Raw genomic sequence first — 26,133 nt, forward strand, 5'->3', positions numbered from 1 at the left:
ATGAGTCAGGGACGAGAAGCCAAAGTCTACGTCAACGGAAGCCTGGTCGGGACGCACCCCGACCCGAACAAACTCGCGGGAGACATCCGACAGGCGCGCCGCCGCGGCGACGTCAGTCAGATGGTGAACGTCTCGGTGCGCGAACGCACCGGCGAGGTCATCGTCAACGCCGACGCGGGGCGCGCCCGACGGCCGCTCATCGTCGTCGAGGACGGCGAACCGCGTGTCGACGAGGAGGACATCGAAGCGCTCGAAGCCGGACAGCTCGACTTCGAGGACTTCGTCGACACCGGTGCCATCGAGTTCATCGACGCCGAGGAGGAGGAGGACATCTACGTCGCGGTCGACGAGGAGGAGGTCAGCGAGGACCACACCCACCTCGAGATCGACCCGCAGCTCATCTTCGGCATCGGTGCCGGGATGATTCCCTACCCCGAACACAACGCGTCGCCGCGTATCACGATGGGGTCGGGGATGGTCAAGCAGTCGCTCGGCCTGCCGAGCGCGAACTACCGCATCCGGCCGGACACGCGCCAGCACCTGCTGCACTACCCGCAGCTCTCGATGGTCAAGACCCAGACCACCGAGCAGATCGGGTACGACGACCGGCCCGCCGCACAGAACTTCACCGTCGCGGTGATGAGCTACGAGGGGTTCAACATCGAGGACGCGCTCGTCATGAACAAGGCGTCCGTCGAGCGCGCGCTCGCCCGGTCGCACTTCTTCCGCACCTACGAGGGCGAGGAGCGACGCTACCCCGGCGGTCAGGAGGACCGCTTCGAGATGCCCTCGGACGAGGTCCGCGGCGCTCGCGGCGAGGAGGCGTACACCCACCTCGACGACGACGGCCTCGTCAACCCCGAGACGACCGTCGACGAGAACGACGTGCTGCTCGGGAAGACCTCTCCCCCGAGATTCCTCGAAGAGCCGGACGACATGGGCGGACTGTCGCCCCAGAAACGCCGCGAGACGAGCGTCACGATGCGCTCGGGCGAGGACGGCGTCGTCGACACCGTGACGCTGATGGAGGGCGAGGACGGCTCGAAGCTCTCGAAGGTCTCGGTGCGCGACCAGCGCATCCCCGAACTCGGGGACAAGTTCGCGTCGCGCCACGGCCAGAAGGGGGTCGTGGGCCACCTCGCACCGCAGGAGGACATGCCGTTCACGCAGGAGGGCATGGTCCCGGACCTCATCCTCAACCCGCACGCGCTGCCGTCGCGGATGACGGTGGGGCACGTCCTGGAGATGCTCGGCGGGAAGGTCGGCGCGCTCGAAGGCCGACGCGTCGACGGCACCGCGTTCCAGGGCGAGGACGAGGAGGAACTCCGCGAGGCGCTGGAGGAGAAGGGCTTCGACTCGGCCGGCAAGGAGGTCATGTACTCCGGCATCACCGGCGAGCGAATCGAGGCCGAGATCTTCATCGGCGTCATCTTCTACCAGAAGCTGTACCACATGGTCTCGAACAAGATTCACGCGCGGTCGCGCGGGCCGGTTCAGGTGCTGACCCGCCAGCCCACCGAGGGGCGTGCGCGTGAAGGTGGCCTGCGCGTCGGGGAGATGGAACGCGACGTGCTCATCGGCCACGGGGCCGCGATGGCGCTCAAGGAACGACTGCTCGACGAGTCCGACCGCGAGTACATCGACATCTGTGGCAACTGCGGGATGACGGCCGTCGAGAACGTCGAGCAACGGCGCATCTACTGTCCGAACTGCGAGGAGGAGACGGACATCCACCGCGTCGAGATGAGCTACGCGTTCAAACTGCTGCTGGACGAGATGAAGGCGCTGGGTATCGCCCCGCGCATCGAACTGGAGGACGCAGTATGAGTGTCAACGCTTCACCCAAGGAGATCGGGTCTCTCAGCTTCGGGCTGATGAACCCCGAGGAGTACCGCGAGATGTCGGCGACGAAGGTCATCACGGCCGACACCTACGACGACGACGGGTTCCCCATCGACATGGGGCTGATGGACCCGCGACTGGGCGTCATCGACCCCGGACTGGAGTGCAAGACCTGCGGGAAGCACAGCGGGTCGTGTAACGGCCACTTCGGCCACATCGAACTGGCCGCACCGGTCATCCACGTCGGGTTCTCGAAGCTCATCCGCCGGCTGCTCCGGGGGACGTGTCGCGAGTGCTCGCGGCTCTGTCTCACCGAGGACGAACGCGACGAGTTCCGCGACAACCTCGAACGCACCCGGCAGCTGGGCGACGACCCCAACGACGTGACGAAGGCCGCCATCCGGCAGGCCAGGAAGAAGAACCGCTGTCCGTTCTGCGGCGAGAAGCAGTACGACATCAACCACGAGAAGCCCACCACGTACTACGAGGTGCAGGACGTGCTGGCGGCGGACTACACCGAGCGCATCGCCGCCGCGATGGAGGGCCGACCGGTGGGCGACGAGGAGGAGGGCGACGTCGACCGAGAGCCGCAGTCACCGGCCGACGTGGCCGACCAGACGGGCATCGACTCCTCGCGTATCGGCGAGATACTCTCCGGGGAGTTCCGGCCGCGACCGGACGACCGCAAGGCGCTCGAGAAGGCGCTGGACGTCGACCTCACCGAGGAGGACATGAACAAGCTGATGCCCTCGGACATCCGCGACTGGTTCGAGAACATCCCGGACGAGGACATCGGCGTGCTCGGCATCAGCGCCGAGAAGTCCCGCCCCGAGTGGATGATCCTGACCGTCCTGCCGGTGCCGCCGGTGACGGCCCGACCGTCCATCACGCTGGACAACGGCCAGCGCTCCGAGGACGACCTCACGCACAAGCTGGTCGACATCATCCGCATCAACCAGCGGTTCATGGAGAACCGCGAGGCGGGTGCTCCCCAGTTGATTATCGAGGACCTGTGGGAGCTGCTCCAGTACCACGTGACGACGTTCATGGACAACGAAATCTCGGGTACGCCGCCCGCCCGGCACCGCTCCGGCCGACCCCTCAAGACGCTCAGTCAGCGTCTGAAGGGGAAGGAGGGCCGGTTCCGTGGCTCGCTGTCCGGGAAGCGCGTCAACTTCTCGGCCCGGACCGTCATCTCGCCGGACCCGACGCTGTCGCTCAACGAGGTCGGCGTCCCCGACCGCGTGGCGAGCGAGATGACCCAGACGATGAACGTCACCGACCGCAACGTCCCCGAGGCACGGCGGTACGTCCAGAACGGACCGGACGCCCACCCCGGCGCGAACTACGTCAAGCGCCCGGACGGTCGCCGCCTGAAGGTGACCGAGAAGAACTGCGAGGAGCTGGCCGAGAAGGTCGAAGCCGGCTGGGAGGTCAACCGCCACCTCGTCGACGGCGACATCGTCATCTTCAATCGACAGCCGTCGCTCCACCGGATGTCCATCATGGCCCACGAGGTCGTGGTGATGCCGTACAAGACGTTCCGACTCAACACCGTCGTCTGTCCGCCGTACAACGCCGACTTCGACGGCGACGAGATGAACATGCACGCCCTCCAGAACGAGGAGGCCCGCGCCGAGGCGCGCGTCCTGATGCGCGTCCAAGAGCAGATCCTCTCGCCGAAGATGGGCGAGAACATCATCGGTGCCATCCAGGACCACATCAGCGGGACGTACCTGCTGAGCCACGAGAACCCGCAGTTCAACGAGACGCAGGCGCTCGACCTGCTCCGTGCGACGCGGGTCGACGAACTGCCCGACCCCGACGGGGAAGACGACGACGACCTGCCGTACTGGACGGGTCGGACCATCTTCTCCGAACTGCTCCCGCCGGGACTGGAACTGGAGTTCACCTCGTCGACCGGCGACACCGTCCTCGTCGAGGACGGCGTGCTGGTCGAGGGGACCATCGACGAGGACGCGGTCGGTGCGTTCGGCGGCGAGGTCGTCGACACCATCTGCAAGCAGTACTCGACGACGCGCGCCCGGATGTTCATCAACGAGGTGGCGACGCTCGCGATGCGCGCCATCATGCACTTCGGGTTCTCGGTCGGTATCGACGACGAGTCCGTCCCGCCGGAGGCCGAAGAGCAGATCGGCGAGGCCATCGACAACGCGTACGAACGCGTCGCCGAACTCATCGAGACCTACGAGAACGGCGACCTGGAGTCGCTGCCGGGCCGGACCGTCGACGAGACGCTGGAGATGAAGATCATGCAGACGCTCGGCAAGGCGCGTGACTCGGCCGGTGACATCGCCGACGAGTTCCTCGAGAGCGACAACCCGGCGGTCATCATGGCCCGGTCGGGGGCGCGTGGCTCGATGCTCAACCTCACGCAGATGGCTGGCTGTGTCGGCCAGCAGGCGGTGCGTGGCGAGCGCATCAACCGCGGCTACGAGGACCGCACGCTGAGCCACTACCCGCGCGACGACCTGTCGGCCGACGCCCACGGGTTCGTCGAGTCGTCGTACCGCTCGGGACTCAGCCCGCGGGAGTTCTTCTTCCACGCGATGGGTGGCCGCGAGGGCCTGGTCGACACGGCGGTCCGGACCTCGAAGTCCGGCTACCTGCAGCGTCGGCTCATCAACGCGCTCTCCGAACTGGAGACGCAGTACGACGGCACGGTGCGCGACACCAGCGACACCATCGTACAGTTCGAGTTCGGCGAAGACGGCACCTCCCCGGTGAAGGTGTCGTCGGACACCGAGAACGAGATCGACGTGGAGGGCATCGCCGACGCGGTCCTCGAATCCGAGTTCGGGGACGACGGCGAGGAGTTCCTCCGCGACACGCAGACCAACCTCTCCGAACAGATGGACAACTTCGTCACGGGTGACGACTGATGGCGGTGAGCAACGACGTCGAGACGGTCGTGGAGGGCTCCGACCTCCCGCGACGACTGAAAGACGAGGTGTACGAGGTCATCGAGGCCAAGGGCATCTCGGACACCGAGACCGCCGTCGAGGTCGCCGAGGCCGTCGAGGAGCGCTACCTCGACACGCGGGTCGACCCGCTCGACCCCGTCGGCACCGTCTCCGCGCAGTCCATCGGGGAGCCGGGGACGCAGATGACGATGAACACGTTCCACTACGCGGGCGTCGCCGAGATCGACGTGACGCAGGGGCTGCCGCGCCTCATCGAACTGGTGGACGCGCGGAAGACGCCGGACACCCCGACGATGAAGGTCCACGTCGACCCCGAGTTCGTCGCCGAGCGGATGGCCGAGGAGGGCGAGGAGTACACCGAACGTGACGCCGCCCACGAGGTCGTCTGGCAGATCGAGGCGACGCGCATCCTCGCGCTGGGCGACGTCTCGACGAACGTCGCGGACATGCTCGTCCGCATCGACCTCAACGAGGAGACGCTCCACGAGCGCTGGCCGACCGCGGAGTCGACGAGCGAGATCACCGCGGAGATAGCCGAGACCATCGAGTCGAAACTCGGCGTCGACACGGTCGACCCCGACGACGCGACCATCGAGTTCGGGCCCGACGAGCCGTCGTACCGCGGGCTGCTCCAGCTGGTCGAGGAGCTCCGCGAGATCGTGTTCAAGGGACTCGGCGACGTCACACGTGTCGTCATCCGCAAGGAGGAGACCGAGGCCGAGGACACCGACGACGAGGAGTTCGTCCTCTACACCGAGGGGTCGGCCTTCGGGAAGGTGCTCGACATCGAGGGCGTCGACGCCTCGCGGACGACGTGCAACAACATCCACGAGATCTACCGGCAACTCGGCGTCGAGGCCGCCCGCGAGACCATCATCAACGAGACGATGAACACGCTCGAAGAGCAGGGGCTTGGCAACGTCAACATCCGCCACCTGATGCTGGTCGCGGACATCATGACCAACCCCGGCACCATCGAGTCCATCGGTCGCCACGGCATCTCCGGCAACAAGGACTCGGTGCTCGCGCGGGCCGCGTTCGAGGTGACGGTCAACCACCTGCTGGACGCCGCCATCCACGGCGAGGTCGACGACCTCGACGGCGTCACGGAGAACGTCATCGTCGGCAAGCCCATCAAACTGGGAACCGGCGACGTGACGCTCCGGATGGGGTCGCGGACGGAGTCGGACCGCGAGAGCGCCGACTGAGATGCGGGTCACGCTGTCGGACGACGCGCTGCGCTACATCACGCTGTTCGAGGACGAGACCGAGGTGTCCGCCCGCGACTGCGTCGTCGAGGACGACCGCCTCGTGTTCGTCGTCCCGCCGGGCGAGATGGGGAAGGCCATCGGCCCGGACGGTCGCCACGTCAAGCGGGTCGAACGGCAGGTCGGTCGTCGCGTCGAACTCGTCGAGGACGCGGACACCCCCGAGGCGTTCGTCGCCAACGCGTTCGCACCGGCAGCGGTGTACCACGTGACCATCAGCGAGAACGACGACCGCGTGGCGTACGTCGAGGTCGCAGACGAGGACCGCGGCGTCGCCATCGGGAAGGAGGGCCGGACCATCGACCGCGCCCGGACGCTCGCCGAACGGCACTACGACGTCGACGACGTCGAACTGACCTGACGGGGGACTGCGAGACCGTTCGGTCGAGCGGGACGCGACGATTTTTCCGAGAAGCAGTGTGGCGAGCGACCGCGCCGTGACTCAGCGGCGGATACGGCGCACGAGGGCGGCCACCCCGACGACCACGCTCAGGAGGATGCCGATGAGGCCGAGGCTCAGGAAGATGGCGATGATGACGTTCATCATCTCGCTGTCGTCGACGACGCCGTTCGACGCGAGCCAGTCGATGAAGAACCCGATGACGAACATCAGGACGATGAAGCCGGCGGCGCGGAGGGCCAGCGACGACCCGAGCGACGACGAACTGTCCTCCTGTGCCAGTCGCTCGCGGTCGGAGGACCGCCGCTTGGACGTTGTGTCTGCCATGTTCCGTCGGTACTGTGTGGAGATACATGAGCGTTCGGAGACGACTCGGTCGTCGAACGCCCTGTCGGTTCGCTCACGCGGCGGACGACCGACCTCGACGAACCGACCCCGGCGGCCGGCGACGACGACGAGAACCGCCGTACGGGGGGCGTGACCGAGTCGCACGCGGTGTCGAAAAGGGAGCCTTAAGTAGCTCGGGTAGGTAGTTCGCTCCACTATGGCGAACGGCAAGTACGCCGCGCGGAAGCTTCAGAAGGACCGCCAGAACCGACGGTGGTCCGACTCGAAGTACGCGCGTCGCGCTCGCGGGCTGGGCAAGAAGTCCGACCCGCTCGAAGGGGCCCCACAGGGCCGCGGTATCGTACTGGAGAAGGTGGGCATCGAGGCGAAACAGCCCAACTCGGCCATCCGGAAGTGCGTCCGAGTGCAGCTCATCAAGAACGGGAAGCAGGTCACCGCGTTCTGTCCCGGCGACGGTGCCATCTCGTTCATCGACGAGCACGACGAGGTCACCATCGCCGGTATCGGCGGTGCGAAGGGTCGTGCGATGGGCGACCTCTCCGGTGTCAACTACAAGGTCGAGAAGGTCAACGGCGTCTCGATGATCGAACTCGTCCGCGGGAACGCGGAGAAGCCGGTGCGATAATGAGCGAGCAGGACGCCCCGGAACCCGACGCACCCGCAGGCACCGACGACGAGGAGTCCTCGGTCGACGCGCTGCTGTTCACGAAGTGGGAGGTCTCCGATATCGTCTACTCGGACCCCTCGACGGAGCGGTACATCACCGTCACCCCCATCGCGCACACGATGGGCCGTCACGCGAACAAGCAGTTCAAGAAGAGCGAGATCAGCGTCGTCGAGCGGCTCATCAACCGCCTGATGCAGACCGACGAGAACACCGGGAGCAAGCAGAAGACGACCCAGATCGTCCGCGACGCGCTCGAGATCGTCCACGAGCGCACGGACGAGAACCCGGTGCAGGTGCTCGTCGAGGCCGTCGAGAACTCCGGGCCGCGCGAGGAGACCGTCCGCCTCAAGTACGGCGGTATCTCGGTCCCGAAGGCCGTCGACGTCGCCCCGCAGCGTCGCGTCGACCAGGCCCTGAAGTTCATCGCACAGGGGACCCAGAGCGGGTCGTACAAGACGAAGACGTCGGCCGCCGAGGCGCTCGCCCGCACGCTCATCGGTGCCGCCGACTACGACGTGCAGGCGTACCCCATCAACCAGAAAGAGGAGAAAGAGCGCGTCGCCGCCGCCGCCCGATAACACGCGGACTCCGTTCTCTCCGTCTCTCTTTCGTTCTTCACCCCGCCAGCGGCTGCACCGGGGGGACCCTCACCGAATCCACCCGGAGGCGGCTGCGTAACTGGCCGCCTGCCGTACGTCTTTCAGTCGCGAACCCCTACCGTGCGGTATGGCCGACCTACGCCGCGAGGTCGTCGACGAGGCGGGAAGCCGGAGCAAGTACCTCACCGCGACGGAGTTCCTCACGCTCGTCGAGCGCGGTCATCCGACCGACGGACCCGGCGTCGAACGCGAGACGTTCGACGCCTACACCGAACGGCTGGGCGAGGAGTCGCCCGCCGTCGACGGCGAGTCCTTCCAGACGAGTCTCGACGACCGGGTGAGCGACAGCGAGGAGTGGGTCGACGACGAGACGGTGTACCGACTCGGCGACGGTCGCGTCAGCCTCTACCCGGCCTCGTGGCACGAGCAGCTGGGAGGCGTGTCCGACCCCAAAGCGTACCTCGAGACGTTCTCCGAGACGGGGGCGTTCGAGCGCGGCGTGCCCGAGTCGACGCTCCTGGAAGCGATGGCCGCCGTCGGCGGTGTCGACCGCGAGACGGCGAAGGGGAACCTGGAGGCGTTGCGTGAACGGGACGAGATAGTGGAGGACGCCGACCAGCACCCCGAGGCGAACGTCTACCTCGCCGAGGAGCGCCCTGACATCGACGAGGCGAAGGACGTGTAGGGGTCGGGAACGTAGACGCGCCGACAACCGACATATAAGTTACATAAACCACCTTCAGCCAGCGCTTTTCTCGGACGCCTCCGACGAGTAGACGATGGCCGACCGCCTCGTCGCCAACTACTACGTCTACCGGGCGACGCTGTCTGTCGGGTTCGTCACCCCGATATTCACGCTGTTCCTGCTGCGGACACTCTCGTTCACCGAGGTCGGTGCCCTCTCGGCGCTCTACTCCGTCGTCGCCGTCCTCGGCGAAGTGCCGACGGGGTACGTCGGCGACCGACTCGGTCGGCGAGCGAGTCTCCTGCTGTCGGTGGTGTTCTCGGTGGCCTCGCTCGCGGGGTTCGTCTTCGCCCAGGCGTTCGCGTGGTACGTCGTCCTCTACGTGCTGTGGGCGCTGGCGCTGACGTTCCGCTCGGGGAGCCTCGACGCGTGGCTCTACGACCTGCTCGACGAACGCCTCGACAGCGACGACTTCACGCGCGTCCGGGGCCGCGGCGACGCCGTCCAGCAGTGGACCAGCGCGGCGACGATGGTCGGCGGTGGACTGCTGTACGGCCTCGACCCGACGTATCCGTTCGTCGCCGCAGTCGCGTTCAACAGTTTCGGGATACTCGCACTCCTCCGCCTCCCGAAGAACGCCCGGTACGCCGCGGAGACGACGGAGCGACCGCCCATGCGCGAGACGCTCGGCGTCGTCCGCGAGCAGTTGACCCGACCGCCGCTCCGCTCGCTCGTCCTCTACGTCGGCCTGCTGTTCGCCGCCATCGGCGTCGCGCGGGGGTACGTCCAGCCGATGGCCGTCGAGACGCTCGGCCCGACCGCGGCCGGACTCGGCGTGGACCTGCCGGAGGGCGGTGCGGTCGCGGCCGCCCGGTCCGGCGAGGCTGGCGCGACGCTCGCGCTGGGGCTGGGCGTGCTCTACGCCGCGTTGTCGGTCGTCTCGTCGGTCGGCGGCTACTACGCCGGACCGCTCGCCGACCGTCTCGGCGTCCGGGGGACGCTGCTCGTCGTCCCGATGGTCGTCGGCGTCGCCGTCCTCGTCCCGGCGTGGCTCTCCCTCCTGGCGCTCCCCGCGTTCGTCGTGATGGGCGTCGGCGTCCCGCTGGTCCGGCCGGTGGCGAACGGCTACCTCAACGACCGCGTCGCGGGCGTCGGACGAGCGACGACGCTGTCCGCCGCGTCGATGTGCTACATGACGCTTCGGACGCCGCTGGCGCTCGGGGCGGGCGCACTCGCCGACGGGACGACGGCGACGACGGCCGTCGCCGCGATGGGCGGGGTCGTGCTGGTCGGTGGCGGAGCGGTGTGGCTGGTCGGACGCGTCGCCCCCGACGCGCGACTGGAACCCACGGGTGGAGGTGGGGAGGACGCCTCCGTCGACGGCTGAGAACTGTCGGGGGCGCTCCGTCAGTCGGCCGCCGTCCCCGACCCGGCACCCTGGCCCGCGTCGATGGCGTACGCGCGAGTCACGTCGACCAGCGCCTTCCGGTACTCGCTCTCGCCGGGGTCGGCGGTGAGCGACTGGAACCGGCGCTTGAACTGCTCGACGCTCACGCCGGGGGCGTCGCTGCCGGCGGCGGCCGCGAGGTCGTAGAGGCGGTGGTCGTCGTCGACGAGGTCGTGGCGCTCGACCAGCGCGAGGGCGAACGCGGCGTTGACCGCCGTGATGTCCGGGTCGGACGCGGGCGTGAGCCGTTGCCAGGCCTGCGGGGCCTGTGCGGGACGCTCCGCGAGCGCCGTGGCGAGGCTGGATTCGAGGAAGTCGACCAGTTTGTCCGCCGGGCCGACGTCGAGCGTGATGTCGTCGGCGTAGATGTCCTTCATGTGGTTCGCGATCTGATAGCAGTGGGTCAGCTTGCGCTGCTCGACGCTCCGGCCCGTCAGCGCGAGGAACAGCGCCTCCTCCGTCGACTGCACGTGTGAGGGGTGAGAGTGCTCGTAGCGGTGCATGTGGGCGTACTCGTGGAGTGCGAGTTCGCGGGCCATCGCGCTGGAGGCGGCCGACGCCGAGATGTTCAGCACGTGGTGGTCAGGGTAGTGACCGGTGTAGGTGCGTTCGTCGGGGTCGGTTCGAACGCGCACCTCGACCGGCAACGAGAGGTCGTACTCGGTCTCGAAGAGGTCGCGGGCGGAGAGAAACGGGTCGGGAGAGCAGCGGCCCAGCACTCGAACATCCATGCTTATTGGTATCACGGTCCGCTGGCGTATCACTCTTGTGCGCTCCTGCAGTGACGGCGGCCGGAAAGTCCGAGAACTGACAGGATGTGGGACGGACGGGACACTTACGTCCTCTGAGCGACGATATCGACCGTGAACAGGTCGTCGGTCGCAATCGCGCTGGCGGGATTCCTCGCGGCGTGTGCCCTGCTCTGTGCGCTCGCGGGGTTCTTCCAGCCCCTGTTCTGGCCCGCCGCCGCGGCCAGCGGTGCGACGAGCTACCTCCTCTGGAGCTACGGGCGTCGCCGCATCCTCGTCGCGGGCTACGGTGGGGCAGGCGTCCACGAGCGAGAGCACACCCGCGACGAGCGCCGACGCGTCACGGCCGAGGACTGGCACCGCGGCGGGTTCGAGTACCGGCCTGGAGACCCGTCACCGAGCGACGACGACTGGGACGACTGGCAGTGGCCCGGCGCGTTCTGGAACGACGAACCGAACGGGGCCAGAAGGGACCGAACTGCGACGGACCGTGCCGGAACCGACCGTACCGCGACCGACGGCGACGGCAGCGGCCGGAGCGCGACCGACGAGGCCACGACCACCGGAGGAGCGACGACCACCGATGGGACCACGGCCGACGACGGCGAACGCGTCGGCCGGGGTGACCGGTGGCGGGACGACGAGGCGTACAACTGGTGGGGCGGGTGGGACGACGAGACGGCGAGCGACCAGGGCCACGGCGGAGCGAACGGCGAACGAGGGCGACCGGGCGAGTCGGGTCGACGGAGCGACCGACGCTCGACTGGCGGAACGACCACTGGAGGCGCACAGGGTGACGAGGGCCGTTCCTCGGGCACTCGACAGCGTCACCTGACCCGGAGTCGGGAGGAGGCCGCCGCGGTTCTCGGCGTCGAACCCGACGCACCGCCGGAGGACATCCGGGCGGCGTACCGGGAGCGGGTCATGGAGACGCACCCCGACCACGGCGGCGACGAGGCGGCGTTCCGCCGGGTCTGTTGGGCGTACGACCGGTTGCGCGAGTGACGATCGGGGCACTCGTCGAGAACGACCGTCCCCACCGTATGCGGTGGATTCGCACGCTGTTCGAGTGCTGCGCCGGAGTTGGAAACACTACCCTTTTCACTACGCTATCGGTAGGACACGCTAATGGGCCGACGTAAGAAAATCGTACAGGAATGTGAGAAGCTGATGGGCAAACCGGACCAGATCCGGAACATCGCCATCGCTGCTCACGTCGACCACGGGAAAACGACGCTTTCGGACAACCTCCTCGCGGGGGCCGGGATGATCTCGGACGAGACCGCTGGCCAGCAGCTCGCGATGGACACCGAAGAGGACGAACAGGAACGCGGTATCACCATCGACGCGGCGAACGTCTCGATGACCCACGAGTACGAGGGGAAGAACCACCTCATCAACCTCATCGACACGCCGGGCCACGTCGACTTCGGTGGCGACGTGACGCGAGCGATGCGTGCCGTCGACGGTGCGCTCGTCGTCGTCGACGCCGTCGAGGGCGCGATGCCCCAGACCGAGACGGTGCTGCGCCAGGCGCTCCGCGAGGGCGTCAAGCCCGCGCTGTTCATCAACAAGGTCGACCGCCTCATCTCCGAACTCCAGGAGGGGCCCCAGGAGATGCAGGAGCGCCTCCTGAAGGTCATCCGCGACGTCAACGACCTCATCCGCGGCATGACCGACGACATGGACGACGTCGGCGACTGGACCGTCAGCGTCGAAGACGGCACCGTCGGCTTCGGCTCCGCGCTGTACAAGTGGGGCGTCTCCATGCCCTCGATGCAGCGCACCGGGCTGGACTTCGGCGACATCATCGACCTGGAGCAGGCCGACAAGCGTCAGGAGCTCCACGACCAGACGCCGCTGTCGAACGTCGTGCTCGACATGGTCTGTGAGCACTTCCCGGACCCGCTCGACGCGCAGCCCCGTCGTATCCCGCGCATCTGGCGCGGTGACGACGAGTCCGACGTCGCCGAGCAGATGCGTCTGGTCGACGACGAGGGCGAGGTCGTCCTGATGGTCACCGACATCGGCATCGACCCGCACGCTGGCGAGATCGCCGCCGGTCGTGTCTTCTCGGGCACCATCGAGAAGGGACAGGAGCTGTACGTCTCCGGGACCGCGGGCAAGAACCGCGTCCAGTCCGTCGGCATCTACATGGGCGGCGAGCGCGAGGAGGTCGAGCACGTCCCCGCCGGGAACATCGCGGCCGTCACCGGCCTGCGCGACGCCATCGCCGGCTCCACGGTCTCCTCTATCGAGATGACGCCGTTCGAGTCCATCGAGCACATCTCGGAGCCGGTCATCACGAAGAGCGTGGAGGCGAAGAACATGGACGACCTCCCGAAGCTCATCGAGACGCTCCGCCAGGTGTCGAAGGAGGACCCGACCATCCAGATCACCATCAACGAGGACACCGGCGAGCACCTCATCTCCGGGCAGGGTGAACTCCACCTGGAGGTCATCACCCAGCGCATCGAGCGCAACCAGGGCATCCCGGTCATCACCGGCGAACCCATCGTCGTCTTCCGCGAGCAGCCGACCGGTGCCTGCGAGACCGTCGAGGGTATCTCGCCGAACCGCCACAACCGGTTCTACATCACCATCGAGCCGCTCAGCGAGGACCTCGTCGAGACCATCCAGCTCGGCGAAGCGTCGATGGACATGCCCGAACTGGAGCGCCGCGAGGCGCTGCAGGAAGCGGGCATGGACAAGGACACGTCCCAGAACGTCGAGCACATCTACGGGACGAACATCCTCATCGACGACACGAAGGGGATTCAGCACCTCAACGAGACGATGGAGCTCGTCATCGAGGGCCTCGAGGAGGCCCTCGACGACGGCCCGCTCGCCGCCGAACCCGTTCAGGGCTGTCTCATTCGACTCCACGACGCTCGACTCCACGAGGACGCCATCCACCGCGGTCCGGCCCAGGTCATCCCTGCGGTCCGCAACGCGGTCCACCGCGGCCTCGTCGCCGCCCACGTGAAGCTCCTCGAACCCATCCAGAACGTCCGCATCGACGTGCCCAACGAGCACATGGGTGCGGCCTCGGGCGAGATCCAGGGTCGACGTGGCCGCGTCGACGACATGTACCAGGAAGGCGACCTGATGATCGTCGAGGGCATCGCGCCCGTCGACGAGATGATCGGGTTCTCCTCGGACATCCGCTCCGCGACCGAGGGTCGCGCCCAGTGGAACACCGAGAACGCTGGCTTCCAGGTCATGTCCGACAGCCTCCAGGGCGAGACCATCATGGAGATTCGCGAGCGCAAGGGTATGAAGACGGAACTGCCCGAAGGCATCGACTACTTCTAAACCCGACCTTCTTCTTCGTCGGGTGCGCTCACTCCGTTCGCGCACCACTCCTCGAAAAACGTCCCCGGAAATCGAAGATTTCCGGTGTGCGCGTCAGAGCGAAGCTCTGACGAACGTCGATGAATAATTCGTCTACTCGCTCGCCTTCGCCTCGCTCGTAGCCGGTGAATCGCGCCGCGGAGCGGCGCGAACGCTCACCTCTGCAGACTCTAGAATCCTCTCTGGTCCGCGAGTTCAAGTACGAGACCACGACCACCCCTCTCCATGCGCTGAGCAGTGCCACGGGACGTAGCGCGGGAGAGCGAAACCGCGTCTCGTGGTCGGGAATCGGTGACGCCTGTTCGCTATCGCATCGGCGAGCGCAGCGTCGAGATGCGGGCGTTCTCCTTCAGCGAGACGCCGGCGGCCGGCACGGTGAGCGGTATCTTCGGCACCTTGCTGACGAACAACGTCGGGTGGGTGACGCCGCGTTCGACCAGTTCGTCGCGTGGCTGGAGGACGAACAGCGACTGCGCCGCGTCCACCGACTCGTTGTACTCGACGAGATACGTCCCGGCGTCGAGGTCCCACCAGCCGTATTCGTCGCCCTCGTCGCGATGCTCCGGTTCGACGGTGGTCGTCTCGGCGTCGGCGAGTTCGTCGCCACCGAAGTCGACCGCGCCGGATTCGTCGACGCGCTCGACCGACGCGAGCGTCAGGTCCACGCTCCCGTCGCCGACCTGCGTCTCCTCGTGAACGAACCCGTCGACGAACGACGTCACGTCATCAGCCATGGACGAACTGTCGCGTGGGACCCCGAAAAGGGTAGGGCAGGCACCGTCAGAGCTTCGGCGGCGGTGTACCGCTGAACGAAGGTTACGGCAACCCGAACCACATCACCGCTCGCTAGCGTTCGCCGTTCGGAAGCACGAGATTCTCGCTACTCCTCGAACGCGTCTTCGCGGGTCGCTGACGCTCCCCGCTCCGATTCGAGGCCTCGTTTCACTGGGCCTCCCTACTCCTCGAACCAGAACGCTCCGTCCCGCTGGACGACCTCGCCGTCGACCTCGATGCGGGAGTCCTCGCTCACGTCGGTGAGCATGTCGACGTGGACGGCCGACTCGTTCGCCTCGTCCTCCCGTCCCTCGGGGAAGTTCGAGTCGTACGAGCGACCCAGCGCGAGGTGGACGGTGTCGCCCATCTTCTCGTCGAAGAGGATGTTATCGGTGAACCGGTCGATACCCCGGTTCATACCGATGCCGAGTTCTCCGAGGCGACGAGCACCGTCGTCGGTCTCCAGAATCTCGGTGAGGACCGACTCGTTCTGGGCGGCGCTGTAGTCGACGACCTCGCCGTCCTCGAACGTGAGGCGCACGTCGCGGACGGGCTTGCCCTGGAGCGTCATCGGTACGTCGAACAGCACCTCGCCCTCGGTCGCTTCCGGCGCGGTGAACACCTCGCCGGAGGGGAGGTTGTGCGAGTCGTAGGCGACGCTCGCCGCGGAGTTGACCGCCGTTCGGCCCTCGATGGACATCGTGAGGTCGGTGTCGCGTGTCACGAGACGGACCTCGCTCCCCTCGTCGAGGACCTCCTTCACCTTCGCCATCCGTCCGGCGAGGTCCTCCCAGTCGCGCAGGATGGCGTCGTAGGCGAACTCCTGGTACTCCTCCAGGGACATCCCGGCCTGCTGGGCGAGCGAGCGGTTCGGGTGAATCGTCGCCACCCAGTCGGTCGCCAGACGGGCGTCGCGGACAGCCTGGTCGGCGCGAGCGGCCCGCTGGCGGGTCTCGCTCGGCACGTCCGCGGTCGCGCTGGTGTTGCGTCCGCCGCGAAGCGAGAGCACGGCGTCGGCGTTCTCGTACAGTGCGCGTTCGTGCCCGGACTCCTCGAACTCGCCGTCGTGGTTCGTGAGGTACGCTCGTGTCAGCTCTCCAGACTGGTACGTGAACGTCGGGTTCGCACCTCTCTCGCCGAGTTGCTCGGCGACGGCCACCGCGAGGTCGTGGGCGTCCATGCCGACGACGACCACGACGTCGTCGCCCGCCTCGATGCGGGCGCTCCACTCGACGAGGACCCGTGCGTGTTCCCTGATGCGCTCGTCCATGACGACACCACGGGAGAACTAGGGTAAACTCCGGCGATTCCGAGTCACTGCGGGGCCGTCCCGACGGCCCGAACCGTCTCCAGCAGTTCCCGTGACACCGTGCTGACGACCCGGTCCAGGGTGACGACGCCGACGAGTCGGTGCGTGTCGTCGACCACGGTCGCCTGGCGGGACGTGGTCCGGTGCATCGCCCGGAGCGCGTCGACGATACCGTCGTCGGCGTGGACGGCCGCGACGTCCTCGTCCATCAGGTCGCCGGCGTCGAGTGCCGTGGCGTCGAACGCGTCGGTGAGCGACAGCGCCAGTTCGCGGTCGGTGACGACGCCGACCGGTCGCGACTGCTCGGTGACGACGACGCACCCGACGTTCTCCTCGAGCATTCGCTCGGCGATGGTCGGAACGGGCGTCGAGGGGTCGACGGAGACGACAGCGTCGCTCGTCAGTTCGCGAACCGGCATCGGTGTCCTCGACCTTGGCAGCCAGCCTTGTGAATGGCGGGGGCCGGTCGGTCCCCGAGTGCTGGCCGGCGAGGGGCTCAGCCCTGGTAGATGAGGACCGTCGTGCCGTCGAGTTCGAGCACGTCCACTTCCTCGCCGCTGGCGGCCTGCTGCTCTTCGAGAATCTCGAACGCGTCGGCGTCGAGGACGACGACCTCACCGCCGACGTCGAGTTCGACCTCGCCGCTCGTCTCCTGCTGGGCCTTCAGCGTGGCCGGGTCGGCCGATTCGAGCGCGCCGATGACCGCGCCCGCCTCGTCGCGGAACTCCGGCCCGATGCTGGCGTGGTCCGGGTCGACGCCGACCGGGACGAGTTCCACGTTCGGTCGCCCGGATTCGAGGTAGACCGGCGCGTTGACCGCACTGGAGAGGTCGTACGTGTCGAGTGCGGACTCGTCGCCGAGGTCCGAAAACACCTCGATGCGGTCGAGCTCCGCGTTGAGCGCCATCCCCTGGTCGGACTTCCACGAGCGGATCTCACCGGCGACGTCGGCGACGATGCTGCCGCGCTCGATGGCGTCCTCGTCGGGAGCCGGGAGGTCCGGCCAGTCGGCGGTGTGGACGCTCCCCTCGATGCCGGGGAGGGCGTCGTACGCCTCCTCTGCGAGGAACGGTGCGAACGGTGCGAGCATCCGGAGCGAGGCGGAGAGCGCGGTCAGCAGCGCGTGCCGTGCGGCGTTGCGCTCGCCGGGACGCCCCTCGTAGAGCCGGCCCTTGACCAGTTCGAGGTAGTCGTCGGCCAGGTCGTGCCAGACGAACTCCCGAATCTCGCGGAGCGCGGTGTCGTAGCGGTACTCCTGCATCGCCTCGTCGATACGGTCGGCGACCTGCGCCGCCCGACCGAGTATCCAGCGGTCGGCGTCTCGATACGCCGGGTCCTGGATGTCGACGGTGCGCTCGTCGAGGTGGCCCGCCGCGAACTTGGTGATGTTCCACACCTTCGTGTTGAACCGCGACGCGGAGGTGGCCTCCTTGGGCTGGAACTGCACGTCGGCACCGGGCTGTCCCCCGAGGGCGAGCGCCTGCCGGACGGCGTCAGCGCCGTACTCGTCGATGGCCTCTGTTGGCGTGACGACGTTGCCCCGCGACTTGGACATCTTGTTGCCGTCGGGACCGAACACCATCCCGTTGATGAGGACGGTGTCCCACGGTCGCTCGCCGGTGAGGTTGCCGGTCCGGAGCAGCGTGTAGAACGCCCACGTCCGGATGATGTCGTGGCCCTGTGGCCGGAGCGCGACCGGTTCGAACTCGTCGACGTCGAGGTCGTCGGGCCACCCCGAGATGTGCAGCGGCGTGATAGAGGAGTCCATCCACGTGTCCATGACGTCCGTCTCCCCCTGCCAGTGCTCGGCGTCGCACTCGGGACACGCACCGACGGCCGGGTCGGACTCGGTCGGGTCGACCGGCACCTCGTCGACGCTGGCGACGTGCCAGTGACCGCAGTCGAGACACTCCCACGCCGGGATGGGCGTGGCGAAGACGCGCTGTCGGGAGATGACCCAGTCCCAGCTCATCCCCTCGGCCCACTCTTCGAGGCGGGCGTACATGTGGTCGGGAATCCAGTCGACCTCTTTGGCCTTCTCGACGATGGCCTCCTGGTCGACGCGGACGAACCACTGCTCGGTCGAGAGGATCTCGATAGGCGTGTCACAGCGCCAGCAGACGCCGACGGCCTGCTCGGTGTGGTGGTGGTCGACGAGGTGGCCCGCGTCGTCCAGCGCCTCGGCGACGTTCTCCTTCGCCTCGTCGATGGTCTGGCCCTCGAACTCCCCGGCGAGGTCGTTGAGGCGGCCGTCCTCGGTGAGGACGGGCCGCAGGTCGAGGTCGTGGCGCGCCCACCAGTCGACGTCCTGCTTGTCCCCGAACGTACAGATCATCACCGCGCCGGTCCCGAACTCGCCGTCGACGTCCTCGTCGGCGATGAGTTCGACCTCCTGCCCGAACAGCGGAACCTCGAACGTGTCGCCCACGCGGTCCTCGTAGCGCTCGTCGTCCGGGTCGACCGCGATGGCGACGCAGGCCGGGAGCAGTTCGGGGCGGGTGGTCGCAATCTCGACGTCGTCGTTCCCGACGCCGTCGAACTGGACCTCGTAGAGCGTCCCGGTCCGGTCTTCCTTCTCGACCTCGGCGTCGGCGATGGCGGTCTCACAGCGCGGACACCAGTTGACCGGGTGTTCGTCGCGGTAGACGTCCTCCTCCATCTCGACGAACGAGCGCTGGGTCTTCGCCCAGTACGACTCGTCCATCGTGCGGAACTCCGCCGACCAGTCGATGGAGAAGCCGAGTTCGTCCATCGTCTCCTTCATCGAGTCGATCTGCTCCTCGGTGTGCTCGATGCACATCTCGCGGAACTCCTCGCGGGGGACGTCGGTCCGGTGGATGCCCTGGTTCTCCTCGACCTTCACCTCGGTCGGCAGGCCGTGGCAGTCCCAGCCCTGGGGGAACAGCACGTCGTCGCCCTTCAGTCGGTGGTAGCGGGCGGCGAAGTCGATGTACGACCACTGGAGACCGTGGCCGATGTGGAGGTTCCCCGTCGGGTACGGGGGCGGCGTGTCGATGATGTAGTCCGGGCGCTCCTCGTGGTCGGTGTACTCGTAGAGGTCGGAGTCGCGCCACTCGTCACGCCACTGCTGTTCGATACGGTCCGGGTCGTAATCGTCCGGTAGGTCTGTCATGGTTCGTCGGGGTCGGTCGCCGGGCTGTGCGTCGTGAGAAGAGGCTTACACACGTACTACGGACGACCGATACATACCAGTGAGAAGCGGAGTGAACGGGATAAATCTTCCCGTGTTGGGGGCGGGGAGGCAGTTCGAGGAGGGCCGACGAGGGGACCGGAGAGGACAGACGCGGTGAACGGCGGGAGCGAGACACGGGCCGCGCCAGCCGTCGGGACCGACCGGAAACGTGTCACCGTTCGTACCGAAAGAGACTCCAGTCGAAACGATTACAGAAATTTCGTCCAGATTACACTTATCGCGTGGGGCGCGTTCGGTCCACCTGTGAGACACCTGAGCCACACCGACCGGCCCGCTGCTCCCGCCGGGAGTCGGTTCGAATCGACCCCCGCCACCGACTGCTCGCTCGTCGTCACCGCGCTGTTCGCGCTGGCCGCACCGCTGGCCATCTGGGCGGTGAGTCACCCGGTGCTGGTCGTACTGCTCGTGACGAGTTTCGTCGGCGGAGTGCTCGCCGTCCGGGGTCACGGACGACTCGTCGAGGGTGGCGTTCGACCACTCGGGGTCACCGTGCGTCGCCCACACCGACGCTGATTGCTCTCCGACACTCCCGTCAGGTCTCTGCGACGCGTCGGCGAGTGCGAGGCGACTTCGACGGCGACCCGTAAGCGCACTGAACTTTCCCCTGCAACCCCCAGGCGTATCGGCGTTCCCGCGGGACTGTCCTCCATGCCCGACATCGGTAATCCCGCGGGGTTCGACATCGCGACTGTGTTGACCGGGTCCGGACTCACGCTGCTCCTCTCGGCCGCTATCATGCTGTACGGCGACCAGTTCCAGTTCTCCTCAGGGGAGCTGTACGCCATCAGCGGCGGCGTCCTCGTCGTGGTGGGCTTCCTCTTCGGTCTCTTCCTCGTCACGACGGGGAATCGGTAGCGGGCAGCCCTGGCACCCGTCGCGGCAGCGACGGGTCGAACCTCCCTCGTGCCGACCGCCTCGCGGAGACCCACTTCATTGAAGCCCTCCCGCCGTGTCCGTGCGAGCCATGGCAACGGAACAGACGCGCTACGACGAGTTCGTCGAGCGGGTCCAACGACTCAGCTACCTGCAGGGAGCCAGCGGTATCCTCTCGTGGGATCAGCAGGTGATGATGCCGGGCGGTGGCACGCCCGCCCGCTCGCGCCAGCTGTCGACGCTCTCGACGATGGGGCACGAACTGCTGACGAGCGACGAGATGGCCGACGACCTCGACGCGCTGGAGGCCGACGACGGCCTCGTCGCCCCGCAGGAGGCCGTCGTCCGTGAGGTTCGCCGAAAACACGACCGGGCGGCCCGCGTCCCCGGCGACCTCGTCGAGCGCACGTCGCGCGCGACGAGCGAGGCGCTGAACGTCTGGGAACAGGCCAAGGCCGAGGACGACTTCGACACGTTCGCACCGAAACTGGAGGAGCTCGTCCAGTTGAAGCGCGACTACGCCGAGTACATCGACCCCGACGCGGACCCGTACGCGGTGCTGTTCGCCGACTACGAACCGTACCTCGACCTCGAGACGGCCGAACGCGTGCTGACGCGACTCCGCGAGGAACTCGTCCCGCTCATCGACCGCATCCGCGAGAGCGACGTGGAACTCGCAGTGGACGCCTTCTCGGGCCAGTTCGACGCCGAGAAGCAGGAGGCGGCCTCCCGCGACGCACTCGACATCCTCGGCTACGACTGGGACCGCGGTCGCCTCGACACCTCCTCCCACCCGTTCACGTCGGGGAACCAGTTCGACGCCCGCGTGACGACCCGGTTCGACGAGTCCGACCCGCTCGGTGCGCTCACCGCCACCATCCACGAGTTCGGCCACGCCCAGTACATGCTCGGCCTCCCCGACGAACACTACGGGACGCCGCTGGGCGACGACCGCGACCTGACCGTCCACGAGTCCCAGTCCCGCCTCTGGGAGAACCACGTCGGTCGGACCGAGGCGTGGTGGGAGCTGTTCCTCCCGACGTTCAAGGACCACTTCCCGGCCGTCGAGGCGTCGCCGCGCGACGCCTACGAGGCCGCCAATCAGGTGTACGAGGACAACCTGATTCGCGTCGAGGCGGACGAACTCACCTACCACATGCACATCGTGCTCCGCTTCGAGATAGAGCGCGACCTCATCGCGGGCGACCTCGACGTGACCGAGGTGCCCCAGGTGTGGAACGACAGGATGGAGGAGTACCTCGGCGTCCGCCCCGAGACGGACGCGGAGGGCTGTCTGCAGGACATCCACTGGAGCCACGCCAACTTCGGCTACTTCCCGACGTACTCGCTGGGGAGCGTGCTCGCCGCGCAACTCGACCACGCCGTCCGGCAGGACCTCGACCTCGACACGCAGGTCCGTGCGGGCCAGTTCGACCCGCTCCGCGAGTGGCTCTACGAGAACGTCCACCAGCACGGCGCGCGCTACACGACGCCCGACCTGGTCCGGGAGGCCACCGGCGAGGACTACACCGCCGACTACTTCCTCGACTACGTCACCGAGAAGTACGAGCGTCTGTACGACTGCTGAAGCGGTCACCCGTCCCGACCCCTCGCACCGGCCGAATAGTTCCCCTCTTATGGACAGTTTCGACGACAAACCGGTCGGTAACGCGGACGGTCGCCGTTCGAGTGGTCGGGGGTGACAGGACTGCTATCGTCGCCAGACGACGGTACGAACAGTTTACTGAGCCAGGCACCGTCGAAACACGACGACGGAGCCGGGATACGGACCCCTATAGAGCCTAACGGATTCATAACAATCCGACCGGGGAGACACTGTGTCGACGATGGTAGTCGACCGCGCCCTCCGTCACCTTCGTCAGGGAGGAGTCGAGCAGCTCCTCTCGAAGACGCGCGACCAGTTACGGTTCACCGGCGAGTACGCGCTGTTCGGTCTCGAACGCGCCCTCCTGACCGACCGCCAGTGGTACGAGTACACCGTCTGGCGGAACCGACGCGGCGTGGACGCCGCCGCCGACCCGCGACAGCTCCGGTCCGTCGACCCCGCGCGCATCCAGCGGACGAGCCCGTTCGAGACGCTGTTCTGCTTCCGGAAGCTCGGGGCCGTCCGCGACGGGGACTGGGACCAGGACTGCGAGCGCCTGGACGACCGCTTCGACTACATCTGGGAGGCGCTGGCGACCCGGTACGAGGAGGGCCGGGCGTGGGAGGACGTCGAACTCGTTCAGGAGGTGCTCGCGGGCGAGCAGCGCTGGCGGTTCGCCACCGGCGAGGAGGTGTGGGACTGGGTCGAGCGCCTCGACGACGTGTACGAGAGCATCCGGTCCGAGGGGTACTACCCGGCCCGAACACTGCTCGACGCGACGTTCGAGGAGGCGAGCGAGCCGACGCACGACTCGCTCGCCGAGCGCTTCACGCCCGTCGCGAACGAGTCGATGCTGTTCGAGGAGTGCGACGACGTGGCGATATTCGACTGGCTCGCCGACATCCAGGTCGACATCGGCCGCGACGGCGAGGTGCTCCAGCACAACGGTCGTCACCGCCTCTGGATCGCCCAGCACCTCGGTCTCGACGAGATACCCGTCTGCGTCTTCGTCCGCCACGAGCAGTGGCAGGACCTGCGCGACGAGGTCGCCGCGGCGACCTCGGTCGACGAGCTGAGTGACCGCGCGCGTCGCCACCTCGACCACCCGGACATGGTCGACGTCCGCGGGTCGCTGGACCCGGCGCCGGACGCTCGCCCGACCGTCCAGCAGGCCCCGATGGCTCACGCGGACGACTGACCACCGAGGGCGGACCGCTCCCAGGGACGGACGCCGCAGGTCCGAATCGCCGGTCCCGCAGAGTTAACACACACCGCGACGCGTCTCGGCTATGGCCTCGCCAGAAGCGGACGTCGCGGACGACGCCCCGGACGCCTACGTCGACCTCCTCGACCACACGACGACGCTCACCTACCTGAACGACGGTGCCGGCATCGTCTACTGGGACCTGCAGGTGATGATGCCAGACGGCGGGATGCCCGCCCGCTCGAAACAGCTCTCGGCGCTCTCGTCGGTCGCCCACGACCTCCAGACCGACGCCGCCGTCGGCGAGGACCTCGACGAACTGACCGACGCCGACCTGACGGACGAACAGGCGGCCGTCGTCCGCGAGATCCGCCGGGGCTACGAACGCGCCGTCGACGTCCCCGGCGACCTCGTCGAGGAACTGTCGGAGACGCAGGCGAACGCCCAGCAGACCTGGCAGCGCGCGAAGGCCGACAGCGACTTCGACGCGTTCGCCCCGACGCTCGAACGACTGCGCGACCTCCACCGCGAGCGTGGCGAGCACGTCGACGGCGACCAGTCGCCGTACGTCACGATGTACGAGGACGGTGCGCCGTACCTCCCCCTCGACACCGTGGAGGACATCTTCGACACCCTGCGCGAGGAGCTCGTCCCCCTCATCGCGGAGATTCGCGAGCAGGGCGACGACCTGCCCGCCCCGTTCGACGGCGAGTACCCCGACGAGGACCAGATGGCACTGTGTCAGGCCGCGCTCGACTTCCTCGGGTACGACCGCTCGCGCGGGCGACTCGACACCGCACCCCACCCGTTCATGTCCGGGACGCAGTTCGACGCCCGCGTGACCACCCGGTTCGAGAACGACCCCATCGACGCGCTGATGTCGACGACCCACGAGTACGGCCACGCCTCCTACCAGCTCGGCCTGCGGCAGGACGAGTACGGCACGCCGCTCGGTCAGTCCCGCTCTTCGGGCGTCCACGAGTCACAGAGTCGCTTTTGGGAGAACCACGTCGGCCGTACGAAGCCGTTCTGGGAGGCGTTCGCGCCGACCGTCAACGAGCACCTCGGGACGGACGTCGACGCGGAGACGATGTACCAGGCGGCCAACCGCATCTACCCCGAGAACCTGATTCGGGTGGAGGCCGACGAACTCACCTACCACTTCCACATCATCCTCCGGTCGGAGATCGACCGCGCGTTCGTCGAGGGCGACGTCGGCGTCGAGGAGATTCCCGGTCTCTGGAACGAGAAGATGGACGAGTACCTCGGCGTCACGCCGCCCGACGACGCCCGTGGCTGTCTGCAGGATATCCACTGGTCCTCCGGGTTCGCGTCGTTCCAGAACTACACCGTCGGGTCGGTGCTGGCCGCACAGCTGAACGCCGCCATCCGCGAGGACCTCGACGTGGACGCGCTCGTGCGCGAGGGCGAGTTCGACCCCATCCGGGAGTGGATGGGCGAGCGGGTCCACGACCCCGGCTGTCGCTACGAGACGCCCGAGTTAATCGAACGCGCGACGGGCGAACCGCTGACGGCCGACTACTTCGTGGAGTACGCGAGGGAGAAGTTCGGGGAGCTGTACGGACTGTAGAGGTCCCCGTCTCTCGTCGTCGGTCGCGCTTCGCGTGGCGGTTCCGTCGTGAGCCCACCGCGAGTCGGCCGTCCGGGCACGGTCGGTGAACCGTGCCCACGGTGTTCGTTCGGGTAGCTAATGGGGCGCTCCCCTCGGCGGTCGGTCCCGAGTCCACGTGGAGACCGGGAGCGTGCGTCTCCTACCGCACCCACCCTTATTTAAAGACCATCGACCACAAAGGGTATCCTCGTTGCCAGTCAACACAGAGGCAACGGGACCACGAACTCGTACTGTGTGTCGTGTCCCTCCGAGAGGGGCAGATGGATGCCGGTCGTCGTGTCACCGTGACATGGTTCATTCGCGTGGCCGCCACGCGGGATGCAACACGGCGTTTCACGCGTCCCACGAGCGGCACCCACGAGACCCATGACCTTCGACAACCTCGTCGCACCCACAGGCGACCCGACCGGTTCGACCGACTCGACCGCCCCGACCGACCCGACCGACGCGGACGACGCCCCCGACGTCGAGGAGGAGGAGACGAGCCTCGTCATCGAGTTCACCGTCGCCGCCGAGGATTTCGTCCTCGCCGAGACGCTCGACGCCGTCCCGGAGAAGACGCTGGAGTTCGAGCAGTTCGTTCCGACCAGCGAGGAACTGCTCCCGTACCTCTGGGCGACCGACAGCGGTATGCGCGAGTTCGAGGTGGCGGCGACGAACGACCCGACCGTCGAGTCGCTTCGTCGCGTCGGGCACTTCGGCGACGGCGCGCTCTACCACGTCACGTGGAGCGACAGTGCCGACCACCTCCTCACGTGGTTGCGGGGCAACGACGCGGTGGTGCTCCAGACGGAGACCACGAACGACGGCTGGCTGGTCAAACTCCGCGTCGGTTCGCGGACGGCACTCGGCGACCTCCAGTCGTTCTGCCGGGACCGCGACATCTCGTTCGAGGTGATTCGGCTCTACGAGTTGACCCAGCCGAAGATGGGTCAGTTCAACGTCTCGGAGAAACAGCGCGACTGTCTGCTCGTCGCGCTGGAGATGGGGTTCTTCGACATCCCTCGCGGAGCGACGCTCGGAGACGTCGCCGACCGCCTCGACATCTCCACGCGGTCGGCGTCCGAACGACTGCGCCGGGGGCAGACGAACCTCCTCAACAACACCCTCACCATCGGCGAGCCGACGGGGGTCGGCGTCGGCGAAGATATATGAAGTAACGAGCTCACCGACCAGAATATTGATATAAAAGGTTCCGCTCACGAGGCCAGAGAGG

22 protein-coding genes are annotated in these 26,133 nt (G+C 67.4%); 16 read left to right on the top strand and 6 right to left on the bottom strand.

Translation table 11 applies throughout. The features are described 5' to 3' along the window. Genes rpoB through MX571_RS01045 form a run of 4 tightly spaced genes read left to right on the top strand, consistent with a single transcriptional unit; the run spans position 1 to position 6,416 of the window. Positions 1-1,827: a DNA-directed RNA polymerase subunit B gene (gene rpoB, locus MX571_RS01030; RefSeq protein ID WP_247413737.1), complete on the top strand. Its 1,827-nt coding sequence runs from the start codon at positions 1-3 to the stop codon at positions 1,825-1,827. Continuing rightward, positions 1,824-4,745: a DNA-directed RNA polymerase subunit A' gene (locus tag MX571_RS01035; RefSeq protein WP_247413738.1), complete on the top strand. Its 2,922-nt coding sequence runs from the start codon at positions 1,824-1,826 to the stop codon at positions 4,743-4,745. The genes rpoB and MX571_RS01035 overlap by 4 nt, the downstream gene beginning before the upstream one ends. After that, positions 4,745-5,995, top strand: a complete 1,251-nt coding sequence (rpoA2, locus tag MX571_RS01040) for a DNA-directed RNA polymerase subunit A'' (protein WP_247413739.1) — start codon at positions 4,745-4,747, stop codon at positions 5,993-5,995. Before MX571_RS01035 ends, rpoA2 begins: the two co-directional genes overlap by 1 nt. A gap of 1 nt (position 5,996) precedes the next feature. Further along, entirely contained in the window at positions 5,997-6,416 is a 420-nt protein-coding gene (locus MX571_RS01045; protein WP_247413740.1) for a NusA-like transcription termination signal-binding factor, read from the top strand. Positions 6,417-6,497: 81 nt separating this feature from the next. Here the strand turns inward: MX571_RS01045 and MX571_RS01050 are convergent, their stop codons facing one another. Further along, positions 6,498-6,782, bottom strand: coding sequence for a hypothetical protein (locus tag MX571_RS01050; protein WP_247413741.1), 285 nt, complete (start codon positions 6,780-6,782; stop codon positions 6,498-6,500). A gap of 217 nt (positions 6,783-6,999) precedes the next feature. Here MX571_RS01050 and MX571_RS01055 point away from each other — a divergent pair, with 217 nt between their 5' ends. The 4 genes from MX571_RS01055 (at position 7,000) to MX571_RS01070 (ending at position 10,141) form a co-directional block, all read left to right on the top strand. Continuing rightward, a complete protein-coding gene (locus MX571_RS01055; protein WP_158205265.1) occupies positions 7,000-7,428 on the top strand; it encodes a 30S ribosomal protein S12 in 429 nt (142 codons plus the stop codon). Further along, positions 7,428-8,048: a 30S ribosomal protein S7 gene (locus tag MX571_RS01060; protein WP_247413742.1), complete on the top strand. Its 621-nt coding sequence runs from the start codon at positions 7,428-7,430 to the stop codon at positions 8,046-8,048. The genes MX571_RS01055 and MX571_RS01060 overlap by 1 nt, the downstream gene beginning before the upstream one ends. A 148-nt stretch (positions 8,049-8,196) precedes the next feature. Next, positions 8,197-8,754 (top strand): hypothetical protein, encoded by a 558-nt coding sequence (locus MX571_RS01065; protein WP_247413743.1) that lies wholly within the window; start codon positions 8,197-8,199, stop codon positions 8,752-8,754. Between the two features lie 94 nt (positions 8,755-8,848). Next, positions 8,849-10,141 carry an MFS transporter gene (locus tag MX571_RS01070; RefSeq protein WP_247413744.1) on the top strand — a complete coding sequence of 431 codons (1,293 nt, stop codon included), beginning with the start codon at positions 8,849-8,851 and terminating at the stop codon, positions 10,139-10,141. Positions 10,142-10,161: 20 nt separating this feature from the next. Here the strand turns inward: MX571_RS01070 and MX571_RS01075 are convergent, their stop codons facing one another. Next, positions 10,162-10,932, bottom strand: a complete 771-nt coding sequence (locus MX571_RS01075) for a DUF5781 family protein (protein WP_247413745.1) — start codon at positions 10,930-10,932, stop codon at positions 10,162-10,164. A gap of 132 nt (positions 10,933-11,064) precedes the next feature. Here MX571_RS01075 and MX571_RS22625 point away from each other — a divergent pair, with 132 nt between their 5' ends. Next, positions 11,065-11,955: a DnaJ domain-containing protein gene (locus tag MX571_RS22625; RefSeq protein WP_247413746.1), complete on the top strand. Its 891-nt coding sequence runs from the start codon at positions 11,065-11,067 to the stop codon at positions 11,953-11,955. Between the two features lie 123 nt (positions 11,956-12,078). Next, a complete protein-coding gene (locus tag MX571_RS01085) occupies positions 12,079-14,265 on the top strand; it encodes an elongation factor EF-2 (protein WP_247413747.1) in 2,187 nt (728 codons plus the stop codon). 344 nt (positions 14,266-14,609) lie between these two features. Here the strand turns inward: MX571_RS01085 and MX571_RS01090 are convergent, their stop codons facing one another. The 4 genes from MX571_RS01090 to MX571_RS01105 all read right to left on the bottom strand — a co-directional run bounded on the left by MX571_RS01090 (position 14,610) and on the right by MX571_RS01105 (position 19,520). After that, entirely contained in the window at positions 14,610-15,038 is a 429-nt protein-coding gene (locus MX571_RS01090; protein ID WP_247413748.1) for a dCTP deaminase/dUTPase family protein, read from the bottom strand. Between the two features lie 221 nt (positions 15,039-15,259). Then, positions 15,260-16,348, bottom strand: coding sequence for an aminopeptidase (locus MX571_RS01095; protein ID WP_247413749.1), 1,089 nt, complete (start codon positions 16,346-16,348; stop codon positions 15,260-15,262). Between the two features lie 44 nt (positions 16,349-16,392). Then, complete coding sequence (locus MX571_RS01100; protein WP_247413750.1) at positions 16,393-16,806, bottom strand: CBS domain-containing protein; 414 nt, start codon at positions 16,804-16,806, stop codon at positions 16,393-16,395. Between the two features lie 77 nt (positions 16,807-16,883). Further along, entirely contained in the window at positions 16,884-19,520 is a 2,637-nt protein-coding gene (locus MX571_RS01105) for a valine--tRNA ligase (protein WP_247413751.1), read from the bottom strand. A gap of 324 nt (positions 19,521-19,844) precedes the next feature. Here MX571_RS01105 and MX571_RS01110 point away from each other — a divergent pair, with 324 nt between their 5' ends. The 6 genes from MX571_RS01110 to MX571_RS01135 all read left to right on the top strand — a co-directional run bounded on the left by MX571_RS01110 (position 19,845) and on the right by MX571_RS01135 (position 26,072). Continuing rightward, the gene (locus MX571_RS01110) at positions 19,845-20,114 is read left to right on the top strand and encodes a hypothetical protein (RefSeq protein ID WP_247413752.1); all 270 of its coding nucleotides are present in this window, start codon (positions 19,845-19,847) and stop codon (positions 20,112-20,114) included. A gap of 135 nt (positions 20,115-20,249) precedes the next feature. Continuing rightward, entirely contained in the window at positions 20,250-20,456 is a 207-nt protein-coding gene (locus MX571_RS01115; protein WP_247413753.1) for a hypothetical protein, read from the top strand. A 109-nt stretch (positions 20,457-20,565) separates the two neighbouring features. After that, entirely contained in the window at positions 20,566-22,062 is a 1,497-nt protein-coding gene (locus tag MX571_RS01120) for a carboxypeptidase M32 (protein ID WP_247413754.1), read from the top strand. Positions 22,063-22,321: 259 nt separating this feature from the next. After that, positions 22,322-23,278: a hypothetical protein gene (locus tag MX571_RS01125; RefSeq protein WP_247413755.1), complete on the top strand. Its 957-nt coding sequence runs from the start codon at positions 22,322-22,324 to the stop codon at positions 23,276-23,278. A gap of 91 nt (positions 23,279-23,369) precedes the next feature. Continuing rightward, positions 23,370-24,875 carry a carboxypeptidase M32 gene (locus tag MX571_RS01130; RefSeq protein ID WP_247413756.1) on the top strand — a complete coding sequence of 502 codons (1,506 nt, stop codon included), beginning with the start codon at positions 23,370-23,372 and terminating at the stop codon, positions 24,873-24,875. A gap of 408 nt (positions 24,876-25,283) precedes the next feature. Beyond that, entirely contained in the window at positions 25,284-26,072 is a 789-nt protein-coding gene (locus MX571_RS01135) for a helix-turn-helix domain-containing protein (RefSeq protein WP_247413757.1), read from the top strand. The last annotated feature ends 61 nt before the right edge of the window (positions 26,073-26,133 follow it).

The sequence above is a fragment of the Halomarina salina genome, assembly GCF_023074835.1.
GTDB classification, from domain to species: domain Archaea; phylum Halobacteriota; class Halobacteria; order Halobacteriales; family Haloarculaceae; genus Halomarina; species Halomarina salina.

Coding starts and splice junctions, on each gene's coding strand:
- rpoB (WP_247413737.1), top strand. CDS start 1: ATGAGTCAGGGACGAGAAGCCAAAGTCTACGTCAACGGAAGCCTGGTC.
- MX571_RS01035 (WP_247413738.1), top strand. CDS start 1,824: ATGAGTGTCAACGCTTCACCCAAGGAGATCGGGTCTCTCAGCTTCGGG.
- rpoA2 (WP_247413739.1), top strand. CDS start 4,745: ATGGCGGTGAGCAACGACGTCGAGACGGTCGTGGAGGGCTCCGACCTC.
- MX571_RS01045 (WP_247413740.1), top strand. CDS start 5,997: ATGCGGGTCACGCTGTCGGACGACGCGCTGCGCTACATCACGCTGTTC.
- MX571_RS01050 (WP_247413741.1), bottom strand. CDS start 6,782: ATGGCAGACACAACGTCCAAGCGGCGGTCCTCCGACCGCGAGCGACTG.
- MX571_RS01055 (WP_158205265.1), top strand. CDS start 7,000: ATGGCGAACGGCAAGTACGCCGCGCGGAAGCTTCAGAAGGACCGCCAG.
- MX571_RS01060 (WP_247413742.1), top strand. CDS start 7,428: ATGAGCGAGCAGGACGCCCCGGAACCCGACGCACCCGCAGGCACCGAC.
- MX571_RS01065 (WP_247413743.1), top strand. CDS start 8,197: ATGGCCGACCTACGCCGCGAGGTCGTCGACGAGGCGGGAAGCCGGAGC.
- MX571_RS01070 (WP_247413744.1), top strand. CDS start 8,849: ATGGCCGACCGCCTCGTCGCCAACTACTACGTCTACCGGGCGACGCTG.
- MX571_RS01075 (WP_247413745.1), bottom strand. CDS start 10,932: ATGGATGTTCGAGTGCTGGGCCGCTGCTCTCCCGACCCGTTTCTCTCC.
- MX571_RS01085 (WP_247413747.1), top strand. CDS start 12,079: ATGGGCCGACGTAAGAAAATCGTACAGGAATGTGAGAAGCTGATGGGC.
- MX571_RS01090 (WP_247413748.1), bottom strand. CDS start 15,038: ATGGCTGATGACGTGACGTCGTTCGTCGACGGGTTCGTTCACGAGGAG.
- MX571_RS01095 (WP_247413749.1), bottom strand. CDS start 16,348: ATGGACGAGCGCATCAGGGAACACGCACGGGTCCTCGTCGAGTGGAGC.
- MX571_RS01100 (WP_247413750.1), bottom strand. CDS start 16,806: ATGCCGGTTCGCGAACTGACGAGCGACGCTGTCGTCTCCGTCGACCCC.
- MX571_RS01105 (WP_247413751.1), bottom strand. CDS start 19,520: ATGACAGACCTACCGGACGATTACGACCCGGACCGTATCGAACAGCAG.
- MX571_RS01115 (WP_247413753.1), top strand. CDS start 20,250: ATGCCCGACATCGGTAATCCCGCGGGGTTCGACATCGCGACTGTGTTG.
- MX571_RS01120 (WP_247413754.1), top strand. CDS start 20,566: ATGGCAACGGAACAGACGCGCTACGACGAGTTCGTCGAGCGGGTCCAA.
- MX571_RS01125 (WP_247413755.1), top strand. CDS start 22,322: ATGGTAGTCGACCGCGCCCTCCGTCACCTTCGTCAGGGAGGAGTCGAG.
- MX571_RS01130 (WP_247413756.1), top strand. CDS start 23,370: ATGGCCTCGCCAGAAGCGGACGTCGCGGACGACGCCCCGGACGCCTAC.
- MX571_RS01135 (WP_247413757.1), top strand. CDS start 25,284: ATGACCTTCGACAACCTCGTCGCACCCACAGGCGACCCGACCGGTTCG.